Annotated in this window: 21 protein-coding genes and 1 pseudogene; 5 read left to right on the plus strand and 17 right to left on the minus strand. The window is 56.3% G+C overall.

The window, feature by feature from the left end; translation table 11 throughout:
• Nucleotides 1-5: 5 nt before the first annotated feature.
• From FC75_RS12455 to FC75_RS05650, 8 genes are all read right to left on the minus strand, one after another.
• On the minus strand, nucleotides 6-440 hold the full coding sequence (locus tag FC75_RS12455) for a hypothetical protein (protein WP_082397655.1): 435 nt from the start codon (nucleotides 438-440) through the stop codon (nucleotides 6-8).
• A gap of 131 nt (nucleotides 441-571) precedes the next feature.
• Nucleotides 572-1,003: a Fur family transcriptional regulator gene (locus tag FC75_RS05620; RefSeq protein ID WP_054661627.1), complete on the minus strand. Its 432-nt coding sequence runs from the start codon at nucleotides 1,001-1,003 to the stop codon at nucleotides 572-574.
• A gap of 72 nt (nucleotides 1,004-1,075) precedes the next feature.
• Nucleotides 1,076-1,651: an AAA family ATPase gene (locus tag FC75_RS05625; RefSeq protein ID WP_056989356.1), complete on the minus strand. Its 576-nt coding sequence runs from the start codon at nucleotides 1,649-1,651 to the stop codon at nucleotides 1,076-1,078.
• A 97-nt stretch (nucleotides 1,652-1,748) separates the two neighbouring features.
• Complete coding sequence (locus tag FC75_RS05630) at nucleotides 1,749-2,984, minus strand: C40 family peptidase (RefSeq protein ID WP_056989357.1); 1,236 nt, start codon at nucleotides 2,982-2,984, stop codon at nucleotides 1,749-1,751.
• A gap of 252 nt (nucleotides 2,985-3,236) precedes the next feature.
• The gene (locus FC75_RS05635; RefSeq protein ID WP_056989358.1) at nucleotides 3,237-4,457 is read right to left on the minus strand and encodes a C40 family peptidase; all 1,221 of its coding nucleotides are present in this window, start codon (nucleotides 4,455-4,457) and stop codon (nucleotides 3,237-3,239) included.
• A gap of 142 nt (nucleotides 4,458-4,599) precedes the next feature.
• Nucleotides 4,600-4,956, minus strand: coding sequence for a hypothetical protein (locus FC75_RS05640; RefSeq protein WP_054661644.1), 357 nt, complete (start codon nucleotides 4,954-4,956; stop codon nucleotides 4,600-4,602).
• Between the two features lie 111 nt (nucleotides 4,957-5,067).
• The gene (gene tyrS / locus FC75_RS05645) at nucleotides 5,068-6,330 is read right to left on the minus strand and encodes a tyrosine--tRNA ligase (protein ID WP_056989359.1); all 1,263 of its coding nucleotides are present in this window, start codon (nucleotides 6,328-6,330) and stop codon (nucleotides 5,068-5,070) included.
• A 294-nt stretch (nucleotides 6,331-6,624) separates the two neighbouring features.
• Nucleotides 6,625-6,972, minus strand: a complete 348-nt coding sequence (locus tag FC75_RS05650) for an ArsR/SmtB family transcription factor (protein WP_054661671.1) — start codon at nucleotides 6,970-6,972, stop codon at nucleotides 6,625-6,627.
• A gap of 186 nt (nucleotides 6,973-7,158) precedes the next feature.
• On the opposite strand from FC75_RS05650, the gene FC75_RS05655 reads away from it, so the two are divergent.
• Nucleotides 7,159-8,094: an FAD:protein FMN transferase gene (locus tag FC75_RS05655; RefSeq protein ID WP_054661647.1), complete on the plus strand. Its 936-nt coding sequence runs from the start codon at nucleotides 7,159-7,161 to the stop codon at nucleotides 8,092-8,094.
• 151 nt (nucleotides 8,095-8,245) lie between these two features.
• Here FC75_RS05655 and FC75_RS05660 read toward each other — a convergent pair whose 3' ends face one another.
• The 7 genes and pseudogenes from FC75_RS05660 to FC75_RS05690 all read right to left on the minus strand — a co-directional run bounded on the left by FC75_RS05660 (nucleotide 8,246) and on the right by FC75_RS05690 (nucleotide 19,337).
• Complete coding sequence (locus FC75_RS05660; RefSeq protein WP_056989360.1) at nucleotides 8,246-10,018, minus strand: glycoside hydrolase family 13 protein; 1,773 nt, start codon at nucleotides 10,016-10,018, stop codon at nucleotides 8,246-8,248.
• Nucleotides 10,019-10,024: 6 nt separating this feature from the next.
• Nucleotides 10,025-12,418 (minus strand): annotated as a pseudogene (locus FC75_RS05665) (glycogen/starch/alpha-glucan phosphorylase).
• An 18-nt stretch (nucleotides 12,419-12,436) separates the two neighbouring features.
• The gene (gene glgA / locus FC75_RS05670) at nucleotides 12,437-13,870 is read right to left on the minus strand and encodes a glycogen synthase GlgA (RefSeq protein WP_056989361.1); all 1,434 of its coding nucleotides are present in this window, start codon (nucleotides 13,868-13,870) and stop codon (nucleotides 12,437-12,439) included.
• Nucleotides 13,863-15,764 carry a 1,4-alpha-glucan branching protein GlgB gene (gene glgB / locus FC75_RS05675; protein ID WP_056989362.1) on the minus strand — a complete coding sequence of 634 codons (1,902 nt, stop codon included), beginning with the start codon at nucleotides 15,762-15,764 and terminating at the stop codon, nucleotides 13,863-13,865. Before glgB ends, glgA begins: the two co-directional genes overlap by 8 nt.
• Before the next feature lie 547 nt (nucleotides 15,765-16,311).
• Nucleotides 16,312-16,542: a hypothetical protein gene (locus FC75_RS05680; RefSeq protein ID WP_054661654.1), complete on the minus strand. Its 231-nt coding sequence runs from the start codon at nucleotides 16,540-16,542 to the stop codon at nucleotides 16,312-16,314.
• A gap of 24 nt (nucleotides 16,543-16,566) precedes the next feature.
• Nucleotides 16,567-17,910 carry a PTS sugar transporter subunit IIC gene (locus FC75_RS05685; protein ID WP_054661657.1) on the minus strand — a complete coding sequence of 448 codons (1,344 nt, stop codon included), beginning with the start codon at nucleotides 17,908-17,910 and terminating at the stop codon, nucleotides 16,567-16,569.
• A 53-nt stretch (nucleotides 17,911-17,963) separates the two neighbouring features.
• Nucleotides 17,964-19,337, minus strand: coding sequence for a glycoside hydrolase family 1 protein (locus tag FC75_RS05690; protein ID WP_054661660.1), 1,374 nt, complete (start codon nucleotides 19,335-19,337; stop codon nucleotides 17,964-17,966).
• Between the two features lie 183 nt (nucleotides 19,338-19,520).
• On the opposite strand from FC75_RS05690, the gene FC75_RS05695 reads away from it, so the two are divergent.
• Nucleotides 19,521-20,249 carry a GntR family transcriptional regulator gene (locus FC75_RS05695; protein ID WP_056989363.1) on the plus strand — a complete coding sequence of 243 codons (729 nt, stop codon included), beginning with the start codon at nucleotides 19,521-19,523 and terminating at the stop codon, nucleotides 20,247-20,249.
• A gap of 172 nt (nucleotides 20,250-20,421) precedes the next feature.
• Here FC75_RS05695 and glgD read toward each other — a convergent pair whose 3' ends face one another.
• Together glgD and FC75_RS05705 are read right to left on the minus strand one after the other, a co-directional pair.
• Nucleotides 20,422-21,585, minus strand: coding sequence for a glucose-1-phosphate adenylyltransferase subunit GlgD (gene glgD, locus FC75_RS05700; RefSeq protein WP_056989364.1), 1,164 nt, complete (start codon nucleotides 21,583-21,585; stop codon nucleotides 20,422-20,424).
• A complete protein-coding gene (locus FC75_RS05705) occupies nucleotides 21,582-22,724 on the minus strand; it encodes a glucose-1-phosphate adenylyltransferase (protein ID WP_054661663.1) in 1,143 nt (380 codons plus the stop codon). The genes glgD and FC75_RS05705 overlap by 4 nt, the downstream gene beginning before the upstream one ends.
• Nucleotides 22,725-23,020: 296 nt before the next feature.
• On the opposite strand from FC75_RS05705, the gene spxB reads away from it, so the two are divergent.
• From spxB to nadC, 3 genes are all read left to right on the plus strand, one after another.
• Nucleotides 23,021-24,844 carry a pyruvate oxidase gene (gene spxB / locus FC75_RS05710; protein WP_162261099.1) on the plus strand — a complete coding sequence of 608 codons (1,824 nt, stop codon included), beginning with the start codon at nucleotides 23,021-23,023 and terminating at the stop codon, nucleotides 24,842-24,844.
• A gap of 192 nt (nucleotides 24,845-25,036) precedes the next feature.
• Nucleotides 25,037-25,765 carry an NUDIX domain-containing protein gene (locus FC75_RS05715; RefSeq protein WP_056989366.1) on the plus strand — a complete coding sequence of 243 codons (729 nt, stop codon included), beginning with the start codon at nucleotides 25,037-25,039 and terminating at the stop codon, nucleotides 25,763-25,765.
• Nucleotides 25,766-25,862: 97 nt separating this feature from the next.
• A complete protein-coding gene (gene nadC, locus FC75_RS05720; protein WP_054661666.1) occupies nucleotides 25,863-26,693 on the plus strand; it encodes a carboxylating nicotinate-nucleotide diphosphorylase in 831 nt (276 codons plus the stop codon).
• Nucleotides 26,694-26,755: the final 62 nt, after the last annotated feature.

Genomic DNA, 26,755 nt, shown 5'->3' on the forward strand with positions numbered 1-26,755 from the left:
CCTCCTTATTCATTCGTGTCATTGGTCTCAGTCTTGCCATCCGTCGTGGTCGCCGGTTGCGAGCTGGCACTACTGCTGCTACTGCTGCTTGCCGCCGGCTTACTGCTGGTGGTCGAACTGCTAACCGCGCTGGATGACGTCGCCTTGTCCGCGCCTTCCGTCTGCGGCTGGCTAGAAGAAGACGCCGTGCTGCTGGAAGCTTCCGGCTTGCTAGAAGAAGCCGCTGGTTTGCTGCTGGAAGCCGGCGCCGCGCTGCTGCTAGACGAATCGGTGCTGCTGTCCTTGGCCTTCATGCTCGACACCAATGAGCTCTGGGCCGCCGGCGACTTCGGCGTACTACTCGGATTCACGGTGTTATTGATCCAATTGTAACCGCTGATCAAGACGATCAGCGAAACGATTGCTGCCGGTGACAGCAGCGGTGGTGTGCGATAGGCCATTGCTGGTCCTCCTTTTCAAACTTGCTACCTTGATTCTAACGTAAACTTCCGCGCCTGACCCTAAAGAAACCTGAAAAGCGCAGAATCGTCCCATTTTGCGCACTAAAAAATCCCGCCTGAACGCGGGATTCTCACTTGTTGAGCTTCTTGGCGCAATCCGCACACAACCCGTAAAGTTCAAAATTGTGGCTGGCAATTTTGGCCCCCGGCAACTGGTCCTCAAAGTACGCCAGAGGACACATCTTGACCTCCTGGACCCGGTGACAGTTGGTACAGATGAAGTGGTGGTGGTGCGGGTGCTGGAAGTCACACTGCAGTTTGACAATGGCTTGCTCGTTTTCCACGTCACTTTCCAAAATCCCGAGTCGTTCAAATTCCTTCACGTTGCGATAAATCGTGTCGTGAGAAAGTCCCGGATACTCCCCACGCATGTACTGATCCAGCTGGGTAACCGGCACAAACCTGCCACTTTGGTCAAGGTAAGCGACCAGGGCGCGGCGCTGCTTAGTGACACGCATGCCGCTTTGCTTCATTTTTTCAATTGCAATCGCTGCCTGAGACATGACGACCTCCGCTTTCTAAATCGGATTGATTACGATTAAAGCTAGCTTATCACAACTGCTGCCGACCGGCAATTAACCCGGGGTCACCGCCGTATCGATAAGCTGCGCCATGAACACGTCAATCTGGCGACAGGCCAGCGCCCAGTCATCATTTTTAATCTCCGTCGCCACCGCCGCTAACCCTGCAGGCAGCCGCAGATCACGTTTATACTCGGGCGAGGCCAGCCGCTTTTCAATCATTGCCTGGGGATCGCCGCGATCAAGCAGGCGCTGCCTGAGAATGCTGGGGTCCTCAATGGTCAGGTACAGCACCGCGATTTTATCTCCCAGCTGCCGGGCGTAAGTCAGCGCCCCTTTCGTGTCCAGCACGATCGACACAAAGTCCGCCTGCGCCCAGGCCTGGTTGAGGGACTCAAAGGAACTGCCGTACTCGTAGCCCGCGTATGTCACATGCTCGATGTAGTGCTTGGCGGCAAAACTGGCCGGCGTCTCGAAATAGTAATCCACGCCGTCAATCTCGCCCGGCCGCTGCGGCCTGGTGGTGTGCGTCATCACCCGATTCACCCCGTAGTGCCTTTTCAAATAGGAAGAAACGGTTGTCTTGCCGGTCCCCGTCGCGCCGGTGATCACAATCAGCTTGTGCTGCATCGATGACCCTCCTTCATAGTTACGCCTATTTTACCCTAAAAAACCCAATCAAAAAAGCCGGCAACTTGCCGACTTCAGTGAGTGAATGTTTAACGCTTTAGATCCGCCGTGCGTTAGTTGGCGTCCATGAACCAACACTCTGCGTCGTCACGGTTTGGCCAGCGTTTGGCGCGTGAACGAAGGTGCCGCCACCGATGTAGATGGCCACGTGGTATGCTGGCGCGCCCCAGAACAGCAGGTCGCCTGGTTGGAGGTTGGACAGCGAGACAGAAGAACCAAGCTGCTGAAGCTGCGAAGCCTGGTGAGGCAAGCTGCCAAGACCAGAAAGCTTAGCGGCGTAAACGACAAGCCCGGAGCAGTCGAAGGATGAAGGACCAGCAGCGCCCCAGACGTACGGCTTGCCGCGCTGCGCCAGTGCCGCCGCAACAAAGCCGGACATGTTACTGCCGTAATGAGCGGCCGGCGTTGCCGAGGCAATGGTCGCGGTTGCGGCCGGTGCAGTGTGATGGCTAGTTTGAACGACGCTTGCAGTCTGCGTCTTGCTCTGCGTCTTTGTTGTTGCCTGAGCCGGTGCCGCCTTAGCAGCCTTCGCCGCGTTGGCCTGCGCAACCAGTGCCGCAGCAGCGTCAGCCGTCGCCTTGGAAACTGTGTTCTGCAGATCAGTCAGCTTAGCTTTGTTGGCCTCGACCTGAGCGGAGAGGTCATTGGCCTGCTTCGTCGCGCTGGTCTTCATGGTGTCAAGCTTAGCCTTATCGGCAACCAAGGTTGCTTTGCTGGTGACCAACTGCTGCTTCTTGGCTTCCTGATCAGCCTTCAGTGACGCAACCTTGGCTTTTGCCTCCTGAACCGCCGTCAGAGCTTCCTGACTGGCCTGGTTCAGTTTGTTGACGGTGAAGCCGCGAGAGATCAAATCAGACAGATCTTTAGCGTTCAGCATGAAGTCCAAGTAAACGTTACCGGTGACAGAATCACCGACCTGCTTTTGTAGGGAGACCAACTGCTTCTTCAGGACCGCTTTGCGGCTGTTGACTTCGGCAGTGGCCTTGGCAATCTGGCCGTCATAATCCGCGATCTTCGCCTGGGCAGCATCGATGCTATCCTGCGTTTTTTGAATCGAGACGACTTTGTCGGAAATCTGGTTGTTGATCTTGCTGACGTTGACCTGGGCATCCTGCAACTTAGCCACAAGCGCTGCGGTCGCCGACTGGTTCTTGGAAACGGCACTCTTGGCGTCGCTGACGGAATCAGCAGAAACAATCGTTCCGGTACTTAAGGTGCCGGCACTAAGCAGTGCAGCCACCGCGATAACTGATAAGGTTTTGGAAAATTTCATTAAACATTCACTCCTCAATGAATTAACTGTAGTCTAATGTACCAACCGAACGTTACAGCCGTGTTACAGCAGCGTTAACAATTAAAGTCCGTCATGGCGCGATTTGGCTGCAGTGTGACAAACGACACATTCCCCCAATTTGGAGCCGTGTACACCCACATTTGGCCTGAAAAGGCAACAGGAAATATTCAGATTCTAGCCACCAAAAAAGCCCACAATTTATTTGCGGGCTTTTCCGATTCTATCACTGCATTAGATCCGGCGAGCGAAGTTTGGCCGCCAGCCATTAATGCTGGCCGTGTGAACATGATCGCCTGGCTTCGGCGCGTGGACATAGGTGCCACCACCAACATAAATGGCCACGTGATAAGCTGAGCCAACGCCACCCCAGAAAAGCAAGTCGCCTGGCTGCAAGCTGGACAGCGAAACCATCTTACCCATTGAGCTCAGTGCCTGCGATGTGTGATAGGTGCTGAAAGCAGGAATTCCTGCGGCGCGGCCGGCAACATAAACCAGCCCGGAGCAGTCAACCCCTGCAGCAGTCTTGCCGCCGTAAACGTAAGGCACACCTTGCATGGCCAGTGCGTTTGCTACCAGTGACCCACCGTGAAGTGATGGCGCAACTGAGCGTGAACCAGTCGTGGAAGGCGCAGCAACCGCGCGCGTCCGGTGCGCGACCTGCACTGCGACACTTGCTGACCCAGTTGTCTTAGAAACCTGGCTCTTGGTGGCCGCAGAAACGCTCTTGGCCTGCGGTGCGGCTGAGTCAACTAGCGCCTTCGCAGTTGCCGCAGTGGCTTTGTTATTAGAAGTCGCAAGCGCAGTCAATTTAGCCTTATTCGCATCGACCTGCTTCTGCAACGAAGCCGCATCGGCAGTGGCCTGCTTGGCCGCCGCGTCAAATTGGGCCTTAGAAGCGGTCAGTTTAGCCTTGCTGGCAACCAACTGCGCTTTTTTCGCGGTTAGTTCCTGACTCAAGGTCTTCGCCTTGGCCTCGGCATCCTGGACCGCCTGCAAGGCTTCCTGGGAGGCTTGGTTCAGCTTGTTCACCGTGAACCCGCGCGAAATTAAATCTGAAAAGTCCTTGGCGTTCAGCATAAAGTCAAAGTAAATATTGCCAGTCACTGAATTGCCGACCTGCTTTTGCAGGGAAATCAGTTGCTTTCTCAGCACTGCGCGCCGGCTCTTGACCTCGGCGTCAGCCTTTTTGATCTGGCTTTGGTAAGCCGTGATCTTAGTTTGCGTGGCGTCAATGGCTGTCTGCGTCTCATCGATCTGCGTCACCAGGTTGGACGCGTCATTGGACGCCTTCATGACCTTGTTTTGCGCGGCTTGCAGTTTTTGAATCAAGCTTGTGGATGACTGACTCGCATTATCCGTTGAAGAAGCAGCAGACACCACGTTCAGCGACACCCCACTCACACCGATCAGTGCTGCAACCCCCAAAGAAACAACGACTCTCCCAAACTTCATTCTCGACACACTCCTCCGAAATTAACTAGCTTGACCATAGCAGTCACAGATTACAGAGGCGTTACATAGTCGTTAACAAAGTAAGTCAGTTTGAACACGGCCATTAAAAAAGCTTCGGCAACCACGCCGAAGCCAAAATGAGTTATTGCTCTGCAGGCTGATGGACCGGTACGACCTCGATGTGCAGCTGAAACGCCTCGGTGCGGTCCATCACTGCGATGACAAAGTGGTCATCGGCAAACCAGCTCACTGAAAGCGAGTCTCCAGTCGCCTCTTCCAGCTGATGCAACTTTGGCGACTGGGCCATGGCAAAATTCAGGACTTGCTCCGCCAACTCGTGAATATCCGGAAGCGGACAGGCGGCAAGCTCTGCATTCAGCAGGCGCAAGGCCTCCTTGCACGCCGCTTTAAAATTGAGCGGTTGCAAGCTGTCCTGGCCTGAATAAAAGACTGACAGCGATTGATGTTGGTAAGTGGCGCCGATCACCGAATAAGCCATGCCGTTTCCCCCTTTTTATTCAGTATAGCATCCTGACCGGCGCGCGCTCCCTTTCGGCGACGAAAAAGGCGGCACATTGGCCACCTTTGCTTCTATCGATTGAGTCCCCGGCTACTTCTGAATGCGCACCAGGAAGTACTTCTTTTTCCCGCGGCGCACGATCGTAAATTCACCAGCAAAGTGAGCGCTCGGATCGACCGTGAAGTCCAAGTCGCGCTGCTTGGTCCCGTTAATAGTGATGGCCCCATTTTGGACATCCTCGCGCGCCTGGCGCCGCGACGACTCGATACCAGTCGTATCGACCAGCCAGGTCACAATGTTTTCAGCAGTCCGTGGCGCCGTTTTACTTGGAAATTGCTTGAAGCCCTGCTCAATTTCTTCGGCAGTCAGGTCCTGGACATCGCCAGAGAACAGCGCGGCAGAAATGGCTTCGGCCTGGTCGACGGCTTTTTGCCCGTGAACAAACTTGGTGACCTCTTGGGCTAGCCGGCGCTGCGCTTCCCGCTTCTCCGGGTGCGTCTGGGTCGCTTCGACCAGCTGCTGGATCTCGTCTTTAGATAAGAAGGTAAAGAACTTCAGAAACTTCTCCACGTCCTTGTCGTCCTGGTTGAACCAGAACTGGTAGAACTCGTACGGTGAAGTCTTCTCCGGGTCGAGCCAAACGGCACCGCCGGCGGATTTGCCAAACTTGGTGCCATCAGCTTTGAGCATCAACGGGTTCGTGAGCCCGTACACCTTGGCATCCGGGCCTTCGACCTTATGGATCAGGTCGATGCCAGCGGTAATGTTGCCCCACTGATCGGCGCCGCCCAGCTGTACCTGCACGTCCTCGGTTTGGTACAGCTTCAAAAAGTCGATCGACTGCAGGATCTGGTAAGTGAACTCGGTGTAGGAGATCCCATTTTCCAGCCGGCTGGCGACAACTTCCTTGTTCAGCATCTGGTTGACCGGGAACAGCTTCCCGTAGTCACGCAGAAAGTCCAGCAGGCTGAGTTTGCTGAGCCAAGAGTAGTTGTCGACGATGCGAAAATTATCGGTGCCAAACAGGCGCTCCATTTGCGCGGTCAGCTTTTTCTTGTTCTCATCGATGGTGGCCATCGTCTGCAGCACCCGCTCAGAGTTGCGGCCGGACGGGTCGCCAATTGATCCGGTGCCGCCGCCGATGACGATCACCGGTTTGTGTCCCATCAGCTGGAACCGCTTGAGCATCATGAACGGGATCAGGTGACCGACGTGCAGCGAATCGCCGGTCGGGTCCGTCCCCACGTAGATACCAACGTGCTTTTCCGTTGTGAGCTTGCGCAATCCATCCTCATCGGTGATCTGATTCAAAGCTCCGCGCCACGCCAGCTCGTCTAAGATATTCTCTGTCATCATGTTCCTCCTTAAAAACTCTGAACAGGAAATTAAAGTCACGACCGAAAAAAAGCCCCCGCTTGCATCTGCAAACAGGGACGGAAAAATTCCGCGGTACCACCCACGTTATGGCTAAAGCCATCACTCTTGATGAATAACGCCATCACTCGTGAGCCGCACTGCGAAGCTGTAATTCGTCTAGCAGCGAAGGCCGGCTCTCATCACCCGCCGACTTTCTGAGGCATCCACTGCACAACTACTGAACTTCCGGTCGAAATATTGACTCTAGTGTCCCACCAGGCCACCGGACTGTCAATCCTCATCCACCGTTTCCGCCGCCCGGGCCCGCAGCGCCGCCGTGATCCGTTCCAGTCGCTGAATCGTATCGTCAAGCGTTAAGTAGTAATAAACGACATTGCCTTCTTGGCGTGACCCCACCATGCCAATATCGTGAAGTGTCTTCAAGTGGTGTGAGGTGGCTGGTTGCGAAAGCCCGATTTTCTTCGCCAGGTCATTGACCTTGACCCCTTTGCTGTCGCCGCTCTGCCCCAAAATCATGAGCAGCTTCTGCCGGTTTGCGTTAGCCAGCGCATTCAGATGGCCAATATCCGCTTTAAACTCATTCAAAGCAGCCTCGTGGGCTGCTGTGTAATTTGTCAACACCAACACCTCCAAAGTATTATTGCTTTTTATAATACTCCTTTTCTTTCCTGTGTCTTGACATTTTATAAAAAATCTTTTCTTTACCGATGACTTTAGCAGTCACAGCTTGAAAACGCTTGCTGATGGAAGGATAATAAAACTAGTAGTGTGCCGGCTCGCGGCACTAGGAAAAGAGGTTCTCCCATGACAGCCACATTTCAGTTTGACGGCCTGGGTGCCAAGAACACCCTCATCATTTACAGCGGCGGCGAAGCTGGCACGTTCGATAAAAGCGTGGCCTTGGTGTCCGCGTACGCCAAGCTGTTGTCCTTCTACGACCCAGACTCACTGCTGACGCAAATCAACCAGCAGGCGGGAATTGCGCCGGTGCAGATCCCGGTCCGCCCCGTGTTTAACTTGATTGCTCGCGCCGTGGCCTGGAGCAAGCGCGGCCTTGGGTACAACGCGTTGATCGGCCCCTTGGTCGCACTTTGGCGGATCGGATTTGACGATGCAAGCGTCCCCGCCTCCGACCAAATCAAAGCGCGCCTTGCCTTGACCGACCCAGAACAGGTCATTTTAGACTCCGAGGCGCAAACCGTGTTTCTTAGCCAAGCCGGGATGTCGCTGGACCTTGGCGGCATCGCCAAAGGCTTCATCCTCGACGAACTCGCCCGGCTGTGGGCCCGGCGCGGTGTCACCGGCGGTCGAATCGACCTTGCCGGCAACCAGGTGCTGATCGGCAGCGGCGAGACGGGCGTGCCGCTTTGGCAGATTGGCCTGCCTGACCCGCGCACGCCGAAGAACCCCCCGATTGCCACGCTGACGACCGCCCCGAAGGCCTTAGTCACCACCGGCATCTACTTCCGCCACTTCGACCGGCAGGGCCACATTTACCACCATCTGCTGGATCCGCAAACCGGCAGTCCAGTGGAATCCGACATGGCCAGCATCACGGTCGTGGCAGATTCCGCGGAAAAAGCGGATGTCCTGTCCTCAATTGGCTTTTATGCGGGCCTCCCTGATGGCATTGACCTGATTGAAAACGAAGGCGCCGAGGCCGTGTTCATCACCAAGGACACCCGGATCAGCCAAACCGGCGGGCTGCGCGAGACGCTGATGCCGGAAATGGACCATTAAGATCAAAGCGGCTGCACCATGAAGCAGCTTTAGCGCAAAGCACAAGCGCTCCTGGGCCACGGTTTCTTTTTGGAATCGCGGACCAGGGGCGTTTGTGCACTTGGGCGTGGCGATATAAGCCACCACTAGGATATTTTGACTTGACTTCTTTTTAGTCCAGCAACTGAAGCACCTGACTGTGGGCGGGAATCTTTGTGGTGCGCAGCCGCACCTGCTGGTCGGCGCTCAAGTAGCGCAAGTCGGCCTGAGCGCGGGAAAAGGTCAGCGGCGCTTTCGTGGGGTTGAACAACGCCACGAGCGTCTGGTCGGCACTTTCCCGCACAACGCCAAGACCAGCGCCAAACGTGAAGCCAGTAAACAATGCGGCCGCCTGCAAAGCAGGCTCCTGGCGCCATTTTGCCGCCTGCGCATAGAGGTTCAGCACCGTCTGGTTTTCACGCCGCCAAGGATAGTACTTGCGATTCGCCGGATCGGCGCTGCCGGTCAGCCCGACTTCATCGCCATAATAGCCGACCTGGTTACCTGGCAGCACCGTCCACAGCAGCACGGCCTGCGCCAGCGCGGTGAGATCACCATTCAGGACCGTCAGCACCCGCGGCGTATCGTGCGTGCCCAAACTGGTGAAATTGGAATTGAACACCGCAGCAGGATAATTCTCGCGCAGCGAAAGCAGCTGCTGAAGCACCGCGGCAGCTGACTGTCTGCCCAGCACAAACTCCAAGATCAGCGTACGCTGCGGGTAATTCATCACACTTTGGAGCATATCTCCCATCAGGTACGGGCGTCTGGTCCCGTATGCCACCTTATTGGACGCGTCCTCCCAGACTTCGCCGATCACCACCCGGTCCGGGTACCGGTCTAACAGCTGGCGGATCTGGCGCAAAAAGTCCAGATCGAGCTCATCGGCCACGTCCAGCCGCCAGCCGTCGACGCCAAGGCCGGTCCAGTAACCGAGCACCGAATCGGGCCCACCGGCGATGAACTGGTGAAACGATTGGCTCTGCTTATTGATAGCGGGAAGATCCATCACTCCCCACCAACTCGAGTAATCATCCGGAAAATGTTTAAAGGTGAACCAATCCGCGTACGGACTAGCAGCGTCCTGGGCCGCACCAACCGTTGGGTAATGCCCCAGCGCGTTGAAGTAGCGCGAGTCTCGCCCCACGTGGTTGAACACCCCGTCCAAAATCAGGTGCATCCCCCGCGCGTGCACGGCTTGAACCAGGGCCTTAAAGTCGGCCAGCGTGCCGAGTACCGGATCAATTTTGAAGTAATCGCCGGTGTCGTAGCGATGATTGCTGGCGGCCTCAAAAATTGGGCTCAAGTAGAGTGCGGTGAACCCGCGTTGCTGAATCAGGTCGAGCTGTTGGCTGATGCCCTGCAGATTACCGCCGTAAAAATCCCAGCGCACCACCTCGCCGGCGCCATCCTTGACGTAATAAGGATCGTCTGTCAACTGGCCGTATAAAAAAGTGTTGGATTTTGGCGCATTGACGTGGCCATCGGCGTTGCCGTTATTGAAGCGGTCAACAAAAATATGGTAGATTCGCGCGTTTTCGTACCACGCCGGCACTGTCTCCTGCCGGGCCACGACCGTGAGCTGATACCAGGCGGCCGCGGCTTGCTCCTGGTAGGCAACTGAAACGCCGCCAAGGCCGGTGCGAGTTGGCGCCAAAATCTGCGTGCCACGGGGGCCGACCACGACAAACCGGTAAAACCACAGGCCAGACGACAGTGGTGGCGTTGCCCCTTCAAACGCGTCTGCGGTGTGCGCCAAGTTCGTTGACAAAGCCGCCTGCCCGTCTTGACGCAGCATTAGCATCACGCTGTCAGCATCAGTGCCACGCACGGTGAAATGCAGGGCAGTGCCTGCAGTCACTGCGCCGCCCGGCTGGCGGTCCAAAAACGAATCGTATTCCATCAGCCCCTCCTATTCGTCAGCCGGCTGGGTCGGCAGCACCTGCCAAATTTCACGGCCGTAGTGGGCCACCGTGAAGTCGGCCGCAAACTGCCCGCTTGCGGCAATGCCCCTCAAAGCCAACTTGCCCCACGTCAGCGGTGTCAGATACAGATCATCCAGCCGGCGCGAAGCAGCCAGATAGCTTTCAAAGTCGGCCAGCACGAAGTAATTGTCGTTGTACTCAAGCAGCTCATCCTGAATCTCGCGGCCCTCACTGGCAATACCGGGAATCGACCCATCCGTCAGCATGTCGACAATTTGGTGAAGCAGCGGGTCCTTTTCGTAGAGCGCCCGGGCGTGATAGCTGTGGTCACGCTGGACGCGCTCGACCTGCTGAGCAGTCAGCCCAAACACCGCCATCGTGTCTTGGCCAGCGGCGTCTCGGATCTCGATGTTGGCACCGTCCAGCGTGGCCAGCGTAATGGCCCCCGTTGCCATCAGCTTCATGTTTGAGGTGCCGGACGCCTCGGTCCCCGCCAGCGAGATCTGCTCTGAAACATCGGCCGCGGGAATGATCTGTTCAGCCAAGCTGACCCCATAGTTTGGCATAAAGGCCACCTTGAGTTTGGCGTTGACCGCAGGGTCGTGGTTCACCAGATCAGCCACCGCGTTGATTAGCTTGATCACGGCCTTGGCGTACTGGTAGCTAGGGGCCGCTTTGGCCCCGAAAACATGCACCCGTGGCGGCCGGTCCGCTCCACCTTTGATTGCCAGATAAGCCTCCAGAATGCCGAAAACATGCAGCAGCTGGCGTTTGTAGGCGTGGAGGCGCTTGATCTACACGTCGAACATGGCGGAAGGCGCGACGGTCAACCCCAACTGCCGCTGAATGAGGTCTGCCAGGCGCAGCTTATTCTGGTGCTTGGCCGCCAGCAGGGCCCGCAAAAACGACTCGTCGTTTTCAAACTGACGCAGCTGCGTCAGCTGCAACGGGTCACGCCGCCACGCTGACCCAATTTTTTGGTCGATCAAATTGGCCAAGGCGGGGTCGGCGAGCTGAACCCACCGCCGCTGTGTGATGCCGTTCGTCTCATTTCTAAACCGCTCCGGAAAAATCTGGTACAAGTCCTTCAGCACGCTCTGCTTCAGCAGCTCCGAATGAAGTTTCGCGACCCCGTTGACAGAATGGCTGCCGATCACCGCCAGAAACGCCATGCGCAACTGCCCGTTCGCCAGCGGCGCCGCATTGTTGATCAACAGCTCACCGTAGCGCCGAGTGTACGCCAACCGAAATCGTCGATCGACCTCTTGCGCAATTTGAAACAGCCGCGGCAGCAGGGCTTCAAACATCGACTGGGGCCAGCTTTCCAGCGCCTCGGTCATCAGGGTGTGATTGGTGTAACTCATGGTGGCCACGGTTACCCCCCAGGCCTGGTCCCAGCTCATTTCCTCTTCATCCAGCAGAATGCGCATGAGCTCGAGCACCGCCATCGCCGGGTGCGTGTCGTTGATGTGAATCGCGACAAAATGCGGTAACACCGCCAAATCGCTGTGGAACCGCTTGAAGTGGGTCACGATGCTTTGAATGCCGGCGGACACGAAAAAGTACTCCTGACGCAGGCGCAACTCCCGCCCCGCCGAATCCGAATCATCGGGGTAAAGAATCTGCGTGATCTGATTGACCCGCGCTTTTTCCGCAAGGTTGTGGACGCGGCCAGGCACCGTTTCGGCGCGCCAAAGCCGCAACGTGTTGACCACGCCGGTGTGGTAACCAACCATTGGCGTGTCGTAAGGAACCGCGAGGACGTCGTCGGTGTCGTGGTAAATGGCCTGCAGACTGCCGTTAGGCCGCGGCCGCAGTTCAACTTGCCCGCCGTACTTCACGATCACCGCCCGATTTTCCTTGCGCGTTTCCCACATGTCCGGATCGCGCAGCCAGTCGTCCGGCAGCTCGACTTGGTAGCCGTCGACGAACCGCTGCTGAAACAGCCCGTACTGGTAGCGAATGCCATTGCCGTTGCCGGCCATCCCAATACTGGCCATACTGTCCAAAAACGCGGCCGCCAGCCGGCCCAGCCCACCGTTACCCAGCCCGGGGTCGGCCTCCTGCGCATAGATTTTGGCCGGGTCGAGTCCCAACTGGTGCAGCCCGGACTCCACCGTGGCCTTGATTCCCAAATTCAGCAGATTCGACGCCAGCAGCCGCCCGGGCAGAAACTCAATGGAAAAATAGTACACCTGTTTTTGCTGCGTCCGGTCGTAATGGTCCTTAGTGGTGGCCCAGTCTTTGGCGTAATAGCGCTTGACCGTCACGGCCAGGGCCTGGTACTGCTGCTGCGGCGACAGCTTCTGCAAGTCGTCAGCAAACAGCGCCAACGCATTGTCCTCAAATTCGTGCACAAATTGCGCGGTCGTCAGTGCCATGCGTTTTCCCTCCATTTTCTACAGCTGGCGGTAGGTTGCAAGGTAATCCTTGGCCGCATGCGTCCAATCAAAGTCCTGGGCCATGGCCTGCTGCTGCAGCTGCAAGTACACCTTGGGTTGATCACGCCAGATCTTGGCCGCACGCACCAGTGTCTCGCCCAGCACTTGCGGCGTAAAATCGTAATACGAAAAACCGGTGCCGCGGCCAGTGGTCGCGTCGTACGCCTGCACGGAATCGCGCAGGCCGCCGGTTTCGTGGACAATCGGCAGCGTGCCGTAACGCATGGCCATCATCTGCGCCAGCCCGCTGGGCTCAAAGGCACTGGGCATGACGAAAAAGTCGGCCCCACCATAAATTTTTTGGGCCAAGCCTTCGTCGAACCGAACCAGACTGGCCACTTTGCCGGCAAAGCGGTCGCGCAGGTGGTTGAAGCCCTCTTCCAAATCACTGTCGCCGGTCCCCAGCATGACCACCTGAAGGTCTTCGCCTGGGAGCAGCTGCGCCAGGGCCATCAGCAGCTGATCGACGCCCTTTTGCCGCGTCAGCCGCGACACGATGCCAAACAGCGGCACACTGCGCTGCGGCAGGCCCACCGTTTTCTGCAAGTCGCGCTTATCCTTGGCCTTGTCCCTGACCGTTTTCGCCGAGAACGGCACCTTGAGATTTCTGTCCTTGGCCGGATCGTACAGTTTGGTGTCAATGCCGTTCAAAATCCCCCGCAGCTTCCAGTTCTGACGACGCAGGCTGCCGTCGAGCTGCTGGCCAAATGCCGGGGTCTGAATCTCCTGCGCATACGACGGGCTGACCGTGGTGATCAGGTCAGCAAAATTGATTCCGCCTTTAAGCCAGTTGACTTGGCCGTCCTGAGCAAACCCGTCGTCGTTGAAATACTGCCGCCCAATGCCGAAAACCGTGTCCAGAATGCTGGCCGGGAACCACCCCTGAAACTGCAGATTGTGAATGGTCAGTTCCGTTTTGATGCCTTGGTAGGCCTCGATCCAGGCGTACTTGTCGCGCAGCAGCACCGGAATGAAGGCAGTGTGCCAGTCGTTGACGTGCAAGACGTCGGGAATAAAGTCCAGCACCTGCAGCATCTCAATAACGGCCATCTGGAAAAAGCCGAAGCGGCCGCCGTCGTCCCAGTAGCCGTAAAGCCCGTCCCGGCCGAAAAACTCCTCGTTGTCGATCAGGTAGTACGGCACGCCGTTCAAGTTCAGGGTCTTCACGCCGACGTACTTGGCATGCCCGCCCACCTGCACCGTAAATTGCGCCAGATTCTTCAGCTTGGCCGCGTATTGCGCCGGCAGCAGTTGGCCATAAAAAGGCAGGACCACGCGCACATCGACGCCGGCTTTGTGCAGCGCCTGGGGCAGCGCATAGGCTACGTCGCCCAGCCCCCCGGTTTTATAAAACGGCGCGCCCTCCGCGGCCGCAAATAAGACTTTAGTCATTTTGTGTCACCTCCAAGGAATCCTCCCTGCGAATTCTTTCTGTCAGCGGCTTGATCAACAGCGCCCCCATTGCTGGCAGCACCACTTCGACACTATCCGGCTGGCCGCGCTCAGGCTGACCGCGCGTACGCAAAATCCGCTGCAGGTGCGTCCAAGTGCCGCCGAACCGCGCGCTTTCGGTGTTCAGCACGATTTCATAGGTCCCGGCATGGGGCACCGGGACGATGAAGGCATCACGCTGCTCTGGCAAAAGGTTCAGCACCACGATCATGCAAGCCCCCGCCTTACCGCGCCGTTCGTACACGATCACGTCGCTGCGATCCCCGATGGTGATCTGGATCCCGTCTGCTTGAAAATCTTTCTGCCACAGCGCCGGCGTGCCCTGATAGAGGTGATTCAAGGCAGTGGTGAAGGTCTGCATTTTCGCGTTCAGCGGGTCCTTTAAATCCACCCACTCCAGCTGGCTCCAGTCGCGCCACTCGAGGAACTGCCCCCACTCGCTGCCCATAAACAAAAGCTTTTTCCCGGGAAAGGTCATTTGCCAAACGGCCATGGTGCGCAGGTTAGCAAACTGGTTGTACCGATCCCCCGGCATTTTGTGCATCAACGATTTTTTCCCGTGCACCACCTCGTCATGAGAAAACGGCAGAATGAACTGCTCATTTTGCATGTACACCCAGGAAAACGTCAGCTGATCGATGTGCGCTTGCCGCGCGTACGGGTCGGTACTGAAGTACTTCAGGGTGTCGTTCATCCAGCCCATGCTCCACTTGTAGTTGAATCCCAGCCCACCGGCAATGATTGGCGCGGAGACCTTAGGGTAGTCGGAGCTTTCCTCCGCGATCATCAACACGTCCGGGTGGGCAGCGAATACTTCAGTATTGAGCCGCTTCAAAAAATCCGTGCCTTCCAGGTTCTCGCGGCCCCCGAAGCGATTGCGATCATGCGCTTTGCCGGCATCGTAATCCATGTACAGCATGTTTGACACGGCATCGACGCGCAGCCCGTCGAGGTGGCACCAGTCCAGCCAGAACATTGCCGAAGACAGCAGAAAGCTTTGCACCTGCGCCTTGCCCAGATCAAAGTTCCAGGTGCCCCACCGGACATTATCGGCACGGTGAGGATCAGCGTACTCAAAGGTCGGCGTGCCGTCGAACTGCGCCAGCGTGTCGGTGTTGCGGATAAAATGGCCCGGCACCCAGTCCATGATCACTCCCAGGCCCAGTTGGTGCGCGGCGTCAATGAACGCCAGAAAATCCTGGGGTGGCCCAAACCGGCTGGTCGGGGCAAAATAACCCATCAGCTGATACCCCCAGCTGGCGTCCAGCAGGTGCTCCATCAGCGGCATGAGCTCCAGGTGCGTGTAACCCAGTTTTTTCACGTAAGGCAGGATTTCATCGATTGCCTCTAGGTAGGTCAGGTAACTGCCGTCCGCGTGCCGTTTGAACGAGCCCAGGTGCACCTCGTAAATGTTGAGCGGCCGGTCGTAGGAGCGATGCGCACCGCGCCCGGCCAACCAGGCGCCATCCCGCCAGACCCGCCGCGGCAAGTCGGCCAACCTAGCCGCGGTGCCGGGCTTTTTTTCGAAGGCAAACGCGTACGGATCGATCTTCTCGACGATTTCGCCAGTGCGGGTCGTCATCTGAATTTTGTACAGCTGTCCCGCCACGCCTTGGTGCTCGCCCCGCCAGCAGCCCGTCGCGCCCAACTTAGATAGGGGCACCGGCTGCCAGCCCGAGAACTCGCCAACAACCGCAACGGCTTGCGCGTGCGGCGCCCACACCAAAAACTGCCAGTCATCAGACCCGACTCGATGCGCGCCGAAGCGCCTGAAACTCTGATTATCCTGACCACGGTTAAACAAGTACAGCCACTCGGCAAGCTCCTCGTCCATGCCTTCGCCCCCTTTTCACCGCGAGTATACCATGTAAGCGAAATCAATAGAGAAATAAGGACTCGCGTATGGACGGGCTATCAAAATGAAGGCACGACAAAGACACCACTCCTTTCGAAATGGTGTCCCGTGCCACCGAATCTCCCCGGTGGCTTTTTATTGCGAGGTCATCCCCCGCCTGCTATCCCCGTTGCGTTACCGCTTCGGGTCGCTTTGTTAAGTTAGGAAAGTGATAGCAGCATCCTGCCATGCGTCCTGAAAGGACCCCATACGTTGAGGTATGGTCTTCATAGCCAACCAGCTGGCGGCTCAGCACGCCGGGTCAACCTCACAGTGAGGTCGGAGTGCCCGGTAGTTGGCGAGTGGTGCTGATGGGGTTGTTCCTGCCCCACCCACTCGTCATCCAAAGATAGTATTGCACACAATGAAACCGCTGTCAACTATTTATTTTGACCAAGCAAAAATATTTTTCCGGCGACCTTTTCGGCTGACCAAATCGCAGACAGCAAAACAGCCCGCTACTTTTGCAGCGGACTGCTTGTTGGTGTTAATGCCACCGGTGATGTTTGTCAATCCGATTGGCGACCCGTTCAGGATCGCGAATGGTTTGGACAATTTCATAGATAAAGTACGCGCAGATGGCAAACGTCGAAAGGGTCACAATGCCCCAGCCGAAACGGCTGATGTCATTGATTGCCAGCATCAGCATCAATACCGCACCAGCGATACTGATCCAGATGCGCCGTGGATTGCCAGCGGCAGGTTTCCTTTTCTCCATGTCTACCCTCCTTCGCACGTTTAACTAAGCTTCAGCAGAATCTGCTTCGTCCATCTTGGCTTCCTGAGCAGCAACCCGCTCGGAAATCTTCATGAATGGCAGGTAAAGCAGAACCCCAACGGCGATGACGATGATCTGAACAACGACCGCACGCCAGTCACCAGCAGTGGCGAGCCAAGGGCCGATAATCGGCGGTGTGGTCCAAGGAACCAGAACAACCATTCTGGAGATCAAGTTGAAGTACGTTGCGTAGTAACCGATTAACGTCCCGATAATTGGGAACAGAACGAACGGAATCATCATTGGCAGGTTAAAGACGATTGGATAGCCGAAGATCATGGGTTCGTTAATGTTGAAGATCCCAGGCCCGAGAGACAAAGCCGCGACCTGACGGGATGACTTTACTTTACTGAACAGCAGGATCGCGATGATCAGCGAAATGGTGGAACCAGAGCCGCCGACCAAGGTGAAACTGGAAACAAAACTGGTGTTGATGATGTAAGGAATCGCCTTGTGAGCAGCATAAGCCGCCATGTTCTGGTTCATGTTGATCAGAACCAGCGGATCGAGCAGAGAGCCGGAAAGGACGGTCTGGTGAATCCCGAAGGTGAACAGCAAGTTGGCAAAGAAGTAAATGACACAGTAGCCAACCAGACTAGTGTTAAACCCACGCAGAGGCTCCTGAATCCAGGTCTTGATCAAACCGATCAGGTCGGAGTTGAAGATCCCGGAAAGCAGCGCGGTGATGATCGCGAAGCAGGACATCAGGATCAAGGCCGGAATCAAAACACTGAATGACGCCGAAACAGCCGGCGGAATGTTTTCGCCCAGGTGAATCTGCAGTTTCTTAACGTTGGCAAGCTTGACAAAGATGGTCGTGGCAACCAAGCCAACGATGATCCCACCAAACATGCCTTGGGTGCCTGTCCACAGTGTGGAGTACCCACCGGTGACTGTAACGCTCTTGCCGGCCAGTGTGGTCAGCGGCACGGATTGTGGCATAACGATGAACGTGCAGGCCAGTGACATCGCAGCGGCAGCGATGCCGTTGTCGAAGTTCATATTCTTAGCCAGGCAGTACCCAATCATTGGTGCGACCAGGACACCGGCGACGTTCAACGTCCCATTAGTAATGGCGTTGCCGAACACCTGCCATTTGGCAAGTGTGGCACCTTTAAACAACCAGACGAACACAGTGTTGTTAAGCATTGTGCCCAGGCCGGCGATAATGAAGACCGGCAGGATGACAGCGAACGCATCACGCAATGAGCGCAAATACAGCAGGTTGCCAAACTTGACCGCGATCTCCGTAAACTTGTTCAAGAAGGCATTGTTCTGCAACTTCTCGGACGAGGTCTCTTTGGCCATAAATAATCCCCCTTTTTCATACTGATAAAACACGGAAAAAATAGCTAGATGCTTTAACTCAGATCCGCACCATTGGTTTCGATCACGTGCTTGAACCAGGCGTATGACTTCTTCGGGACCCGCTTAAGATCCTTCAGATCTGAGTTGGTGCGGTTGACATAGACCATGCCGTAACGCTTGTCCATGTTGCCGCTGGAGCTAGGAATATCGATCAGGCCCCAGCCGAGGTAGCCGATGACCTTGACGCCATCTTCATACACAGCATCCTTGAGCGCTTGAATGTGCACGCGGTGATAGTCGATCCGGTAGTCATCCTGGATCTCCTTGCCGGTGTAGTGCTCGCGAACGCCGATCCCATTTTCAATCGGGAACATCGGCACGTGGTACTGATCGTAAACTTTGGTGAGAATGTCGCGGAAGCCGAGCGGATCAACATTCCAGCCCCACTCGTTGACCTGCAGCCCGGGCACTTGCTCGGAGCCGTAGTCGAGATAGTGGTTGACAATCGTGTTGATCGGCACCTTGTCGGAATTGATCTGACCGGACCGGTAGTAGGAAAAGGCGATGAAATCGCTGTTCAGCTGCTTGAATGCGGCCTTGTCGGCGTCGGTAAAGTCCATGTCGATGCCATGGTTCTTGACGAAGGTCATGACTTCCGTGGAGTACTGGCCGTTAATGAACACGTCCAGCAAATTCTTGTTGAAAAACTCATCGATCTGGCGCGCGTAGAGAATGTCGCGCGGGTTGGAGCTGGCCGGGTAAACCTCACTGTAGGCGAGCATGCCACCGATTTTGGCGTTGGAATGCTCGTGCAGGTAATTGGCGACCTCGGCGTGGGCGACCATCACGTGGTGGGAAATGGTGTACAAAGCGGAGTCGCTCCGTTCACCATCTAGGTCACCCGCGATGCGGTACGCGTCAGGCATAAAGTAGAGGTTTTGCTCGTTGAACGTGATCCAGTACGGAACCCGTTTTGCGAACTCATCGACCATCTTCTTGCCGTAGCGCACAAACGCCTCAACAACATGGCGGCTAGCGAAACCGTTATACTTCTCGGCTAACGCCAGTGGCATGTCGAAGTGGTACAGGCAAATCATCGGGGTGATCCCGGCCTTGATGAGCTTATCGATCAAGTCGGAATAGAATTTAATTCCTTCCTCGTTGAAGTCGCCATCGCCGGTCGGGCAGACCCGGCTCCAGGAAATCTGGAACCGGTAAGCATTCATGCCCTGATCGGCCATGAGCTTAATGTCCTCGTCGTAGCGGTGGTAATCGTCAATGGCAACGTGCCAGTCCGAAGCGTCCTTCGAAGCTGGGCGGTCGTCGTACACCGACTTGCCCTTGCCGCCTTCATTCCAGCCGCCTTCTGTCTGCATGCTGGAAGTGGAATTGCCCCATAAAAATCCGTTCGGTAAAGCTTGACTCATACTGCGCAGCCTCCTAATCATTTCTTGGATCCGGTTACATTATGGCGCTTTCATTTGACCGTGTAAACACTTTTTTTATATTTGTGTATACTTTTATTTTGAAAAGAGGAAACAGCTGACCTTTCAGGCGCTGTGTCGTACAATCAAAGTGAGAAGATAAAACAATAGGAAGGGGACGCTTGCATGTACAAATACCAGCAGATCGCGCAGTCGCTCCTGAAGATGTTCACTGATGGCACGTATGCCCCTGGCGCGCTACTCCCCGATCAGGAGCAGCTGGCCAAGCAGTTTCACACCACGCGCATCACGATTCGCAAGGCGATCCAGCTCCTGATCGTCGAAGGCGTGGTTTACTCGAAACGCGGCGCCGGCACATTTTTGCGCAAAGATTACCAGCCCAGCCCGCAAAACGAAATTTCCCCCATCGATAAACCGTTAGGGACCACAGCCACCAAACCGGGCCATCAGGTCACGAGCAAGATTCTCGGCTTCACCGCACGCATGCCTAACGAGCGCGAAAAGGACGCTTTGGTCATCTGCCCCACGGATCCGGTTTACGTCATCGACCGGGTCCGCTATGTTGACCAGAAACTTTTCTCGTACGAGCACACAATCATGCCCACGGCGGTCATGCCGATCACCGAGGACATCTTGCACGGCTCGATTTACGCCGCGCTGCGGGCCCACGGCATTTCGATTGCCGGCTCGCACCGCACGGTTTACGCCATCAAGGCCACCGCAACGGACGTCAAGGCCATTGGCGCCAAGCGCAACGACCCCGTTTTGGTGATTCAGCAGGTCAGCTACACGATTGAAGGTGAACCGTTCGAGTTTTCGGAGAGCCACTTTCCGTATCAAACCGCCAGCGTCACCGCTGATGTCGAACTCGACCCGCGGCAGCCAGCCAAATAACCAGCTGAGGCATACAGCTTGTTTCGCCCAAAACGCAAGTACCGCTGCGCCACGATTCGTTTTTAAAATCGCGGTGCAGCGGTATCTGTGTGCTTGGGTGTGGCTTTATGGCCCGCGCCGATGTCATTGATGGATATCTGATGGATATCTCGCGCCCTTATTTCGTGGCCGATCACGCTGGCTGCGGCGTCAAGTCAGACGTTTTCAAAATGGTCCGGTTTTTGCCAATCACCAGTGGCGCCTCAGGCTTGCCCTCAAGCTGAAGGTTGGGGCCGATCACCACGCCCTTGTCGAGAATCGCGTACTTGACGGTCGAGCCGGTAGAAATTTTGGCGCCTTGCATAACGATGCTGTGGTCAACGGTCGCCCCTTGGTGGACCACGACACTGCGCGAAATGACGCTGTGCGTAATTTTGCCTTCAACGTATGCGCCGGTGCCCAGCAAGGCGTCGCTCACTTCTGCACCACGGGCAAAGAAGGTCGGCACCTCGTTTTTACTTTTCGTCAACACCGGCACTGCCGAGAACATCAGCGACTGGTAGTTCGCATCGTCCAGCATCCCCAGACTGGCCTCAAAAAAGCGTTGCATACTGGAGACGCGCGCCAAATAGCCGGTGTACTCAAAGGCATTCGCGTTATTGGCCAGCACGTAATCGCGCAGCAGCTCCGGCAGCGTCACCAGGGTCTGAGAGCCGGCGGCAACGTCTAACAGATCGATTAGATCCGCGGTGGCGAGCAGGTACGTATCCATGAAGGCCGGCACCGTGTCACTCAGACGCTCGCGGCGGTCTTTTTGGCGCAGGATCGCGCTGGCGGTGCCCTGCTCGGACAAAGTCAGCGTCCAGTCGTCCGGGGTAATGTCTTGCGCCGGCAGTTTCTTGTACACCAGCGTGATCGGCGCATCGCCGGCCTGGTGATAAGCCAAGACAGCCGCGAGATCGACTGACGCGATGTTGCTGCTGCCGATGATCACGGTGTAAGTCGAGCCGCTACGGCGCAGAAAAGTTGTGTAGTCATCGTAGTAGCGCTGGCGCAACGCGGGATCGCTGTAGTCGCGCGTGGCGATGTACGGAAACATGAACACCCCGCCCTGAATCAGGTCAAGGTTCCAGGAAGCCCCATCGCGAATATGATCTTGCACCGACCGCGCCGACTGCGGCATGAACAGCCCGACGCTGTGGACTCCGGCATGAGTGACCGCACTGAGCGGAAAATCGATCAGGCGGTAGCGCCCGGCAAACGGCAGCGTGCCGACCGGCCGGTTGGCGGTCAGCGGCAGCAGCGCCTCGCCATCTTCATTCAGGTCGATGACGGCGCTCAGTTCTCCTTGTGTCATGCTTTCTCCTTTCTGCCCACGGCTTCCCCGTACCCGACAACGGCGATGCCTTCGGGCTTGCCGATCACCTCGCCGTTATCCCCAACAATGGCATTCTCGCCGATGATGGCGTGGTCGATGGTGACATTTTTGCCGATGGTGGCGTTGGGCATGATCATTGAATCCTTCACCGTACTGCCCTCGCCGACACGCACACTTTGCGACAGCACACTGTGATCCACCGTCCCTGCGATGTAAGAACCGTCCGTGAGCATCGAGCGCGAAACTTTCGCCGTTTTGGTCAGAAACATCGGCGGCAGCGGCTCGGTTTGCGAAAAGATCCGCCAGCTGCGGTTAGCAATGTTCAGCGAATTGGTCGGCGACAGAAATTCCATATTGGCCTCCCACAGCGACTGGATCGTCCCGACGTCCTTCCAGTAGCCATGGAACGCGTACGCGTATGTCGGCTCGTTGTGCGCCAGGTACGCTGGGATCACATCGTTGCCGAAGTCCTCCATTTTGCCGTCTGTCGCATAGCTTTCGGTCAGGTAACGGCGCAAGGTCGGCCAGTTAAAAATGTAAATGCCCATCGAGGCCAGATTGGATTTGGGTTCCTTAGGCTTTTCTTGAAATTCGATAATGCGGTCCGTGTCATCGGTGTTCATGATCCCAAACCGCGGCGCATCTGCCTTGGGCACCGGCATCACGGCCACCGTTAGCGCCGCCTTCTTCAGCTTATGGGCGCGCAGCATCCGGCCGTAGTCCATTTTGTAAATGTGATCGCCCGACAGCACTAGGAGATAGTCCGGATCGTAGGAGTCGATGTAGGCGATATTTTGGTAAATTGCGTGCGCAGTGCCTTCGAAAAACTTTTCCCCTTCGCTGGACGCGTACGGCTGCAAAATCGTGACCCCGGCGCCGGCAACGTTGAGCCCCCACGCCGCCCCATTTTGGACGTGGCGGTTGAGCTCAAGCGGCTGATACTGCGTGACCACCCCAACGGTATCGACCCCGGAGTTGGCCAAGTTGCTCAACGTAAAATCGATGATCCGATAACGGCCCCCAAACGGCACAGACGGTTTCGCAGTGGTACGGGTCAGTTTGCCCAAGCGCGTCCCCTGCCCACCGGCTAGGATCATCCCCAACATTTCAGTGCGCATATTGCTCTCCCTCCTTGGCGGCGAGGCCCCTGCCTCCCAGTGAAACAGCACGCCTCGCGGATTCAATTGAAGCGTAGCACCGATTGAAGCGCTTACCTAGCAAAACGACTTGACCAGTTTAAAACTCCCGCCGGCGCTCAACCTGCCTGCCCATGCCTCTTATTGCCTGGCCGGTCGATAAAAAGTTTTGTGACACAAAATTGGTTAAAACTGTTGCAACCGTTTTCTTGAGATGATACATTGTAAACGTAGTAATTGCCTACAATCGTTATTAAATCCACATAAGGAAGTGCGCGATCATGACAAACACAGTTCCCGCAAGTGTTGCAATGCTGAAGGTGCTTGAGGCTTGGGGTGTCAAGCATATTTATGGCTACCCAGGCGGCTCGTTTAACTCCACCATGTCCGCCTTGGAGCAGGAAAAAGCGACCATCAAATACATTCAAGTGCGCCACGAACAGGTGGGCGCCCTGGCTGCGAGTGCCGACGCCAAGCTGACTGGCAAGGTCGCCGTGACTTTTGGGTCCGCCGGTCCCGGCGCCACTAACCTGCTGACAGGCCTTTACGACGCACGCGAGGATCACGCGCCGGTCCTGGCCTTGGTCGGCCAGGTGCCGCACGACAAGATGAACTACAACTTCTTTCAGGAGTTTGATGAAGGCCCGATGTTCGCGGACGTTGCCGCTTACTGCCGGACCGTCATGACCCCGGAAAGTCTGCCTTACGTCGTCGACAAAGCCATCCGTGAAGCCTATAAGAACCGCGGCGTGGCCGTGGTCATTATTCCCAACGACTTTGGTTACGCGCAGATTCCGGATGTGCCATACAAGTCCACCAGCCCGTCTGACCGCAAGCCGCAGCCCGAGCCACTGGCCACCGACGCCGAGGTTGACCAAGTCTTGGCGATGGTCGCGGCGGCAAAGCGCCCGGTCTTTCACGTCGGGCGCGGGATTCGTCAAGGCGGGCCCAAGCTGATCGAACTATCCCAAAAGCTGCAGATCCCAATCATTCAAACCGGTTTGACCAAAGGCATGATCGACGAGGATTACGAAGGAAACATTGGGTTTGTCAACCGCGCCGGTTCAAAGTCGGCCAACGAAATCATGGACATTGCCGATTTGGTCATTGCGCTGGGCGCCGATTTTCCGTTCGCCAACAACGTCTACACGCGCCACGACTTCAAGTTCATCCAGGTGGATAACGACGAAGCCGAGTTTGGCCGCCACCATTACATCGACCTGGGCATCTGGAGTGATGCGACCCAGTTCGTTGAAAAAATGCTGACCCGCGCCACGGCGGTCGCCCCGACCCCGTTTTTCAAGGCTGCCGTGGCCGACAACCGTAACTGGCAGGGCTACCTTCAAAAACTGGCCACCCGCGAAACCGCCCCACTAGAATTTGAACCCCTTTACCAGGCACTTAACCAGGTGACAAATCCGCAAACCGTGGTCGCCCTGGACGTTGGCGACAACACGATCAACCTGCTGCGCTATTTGAAGGTCACGCCGACGAACAAGTGGACCGTATCTGCCCTGTTTGCCTCGATGGGCGCGGGGATCCCGGGCGCGATCGCCGGGGCCCTCGAATATCCGGACCGGCAAATCGTGTCAATTTCCGGCGATGGGGCCTTTTCCATGGTCATGCAGGATCTCATCACGGAGAAGAAGTATCACCTGCCAATTCTCAACATTGTGACCTCGAACACCACCCTGGGGTTCATTCGCGATGAACAGGCCGACATTCCAGGGATGCATGATTACTCGGGAATCGACCTTGAGGATCAGGACTTCCAGAAAATCGCGGCAGGCATGGGCATCGAAGGTGCCACGGTCACCAAATCAAGCGAGCTTGCGGCCGCCTTCGCCAAGGCCATTGAAGTCACCAGCGCCGGGCGGCCGTTCGTCCTCAACGCCAAGATCACGTTGAAGCGCGGCTTCCCAGTCGAAGCGCTGAAGGTGAAGATTGTCGACGGCAGGGTTCAGGAAACCGTCGCGCCGGAGTTCAACGCCAATGACGCCGAACAGTCCGTCGCCACGCTTGACGACCTGTTTGCCTACTACGACGGTGAAGAGCTGAAGCCGCTGCAGTACTTCCTTGATCAGGAAAGGGTTCAGCTTTAGGATCACCGCACTACCCTTTGATTGTTCACACTTTTGCCGAAGTGAGCCGACTGCCTTGGACAGTCGGTTTTTTCTTGCTTCAACACCTGCCTCCAATCAGCGCCTAATGGCAGCCTGCGCTTTAGTGAACGCGCTTTGAGATTGCGGAAAACAATTGGCGCGCTTAAACTGAGCCTGTTAAGGAGGTTCAAAATGACGACGCTTGCTCATCCCTTGATCACGATCACCAACATTATTTGGAGTTTTGACCCCGCCACAAAGCAGGTGAATGTCCTGCTGATCAAACGCAGCGACCAGCCGTTTGCCGGGTATTGGGCACTCCCGGAAACTGCCATGCGAGAGGGCGAAAGCGCCCATGAAGCCGCTTTGCGCCTCGTTCGCGAGAAAATTGGCTTACGCCTTGACGCCGGTTATGCCGAGCAGTTAGCCACCTTTACGGCTGCCGACCGCGACCCCAGTGAACGCGCGTTATCGTTGAGTTACATGATCTACTTGCCGCAACGCCCGCCCTTGGTGCCTGGCCCAGGTGCCAGCGATGCTGAGTGGTTTGCCTTGAGCCGCCAACCGGGCGGTATCTTTACCTTCAACTACCAGCGGCTTCGTTTTTACTCTTTAAAAGCTGACGAATACCTGACTGATCAAACCCCGACGACCGGCTTGGCGTTCGACCATAATTGGATCTTGACCGTTGCGTGCAGCAGAATTCGCAACAAACTCGACTACCAGCCCACAATTTTGTTCATTCTTGGCGACAGTTTCACGCTCAAACAGGCCCGACTGATTTTTGCCGAATTCGGCCGCATCGAACCAGACAACTCCAACTTCTTGCGGAACCACGCGGCAATGCTGAAGCCTACCGGTGTGACCGCTAAAGCGGGCGTCGGCCGACCGTCAAAAACCTATGTCTTGACACTGCGCTAGCCCAGGCGTAGCGTTACCTTGATTGATAAAAGTAAATTGCACTTTTATTGCGGTGAAAACGGTCATGGTACCGTTGTCTAGATGGGAGAATCAACACATGGGACTTGATTTTGAGCGTGTGGCTAAACCGCTGACTCGGTTTATTGATGAAGACTTGGGAACTGGCGACCTGACTGCACCGCTGCTGGGTGAACGGACAGCCACTGGATCGTTTCTCGCCAAAACAGCAGGTATCCTGTCAGGCAGCCAAATCCCTGATTTCTTGTACCGGCTATTGGGTCATCACGTGACCTACACCCCACTCATTGCAGATGGTGAGAAGCTTGAAGAAGGTACCATCATTGCCCGCGTCGAGGGCAGTATGGCAGACATTCTAGCCGCCGAACGCCTGAGCTTGAATCTGATGCAGCGGATGAGTGGGATTGCAACGGCGACGGCCCAAGCGGTGGCAACACTAGCTGATCCCAGCATCAACCTGCTGGACACCCGCAAAACGGCACCGGGGCTGCGCGTGTTTGACAAGTACGCAGTCCGTTGCGGCGGCGGCATTAATCACCGCTTCGGTCTTTATGACCTGGCCATGCTGAAGGATAACCACTGGGCAGCATTCGGCGACTTAGGTACGGCAATCACCCAGCTACGCCGCGCAATCGGCCCAACCAAAATGATTGAAGTCGAAGTCGAAACCCACGCAGAATTGCTGGCCGCAATCGCTGCTCAGGCCGACATCATCATGTTCGATAACCAAACCCCACAAACCGTGCGGGCTTGGCAGGCCCTAGTGCCGGATACCATTCAGACCGAGGTTTCCGGCGGGATCACGCTGGCAAATTTGCATGCGTATGCGGGTTCCGGGGTCACATCGCTCTCTTTGGGGTACCTGACGAATAGTGTCACCAACCTTGACATTAGTTTTAACCTAGACTAAAAAGTGGAGGCTGAGACACAAAGCGGTTTTAGCCCAAAACGCAGGCGTCCCTGCATCACGAT

The organism is Lacticaseibacillus camelliae DSM 22697 = JCM 13995 (assembly GCF_001436615.1).
GTDB lineage: Bacteria > Bacillota > Bacilli > Lactobacillales > Lactobacillaceae > Lacticaseibacillus > Lacticaseibacillus camelliae.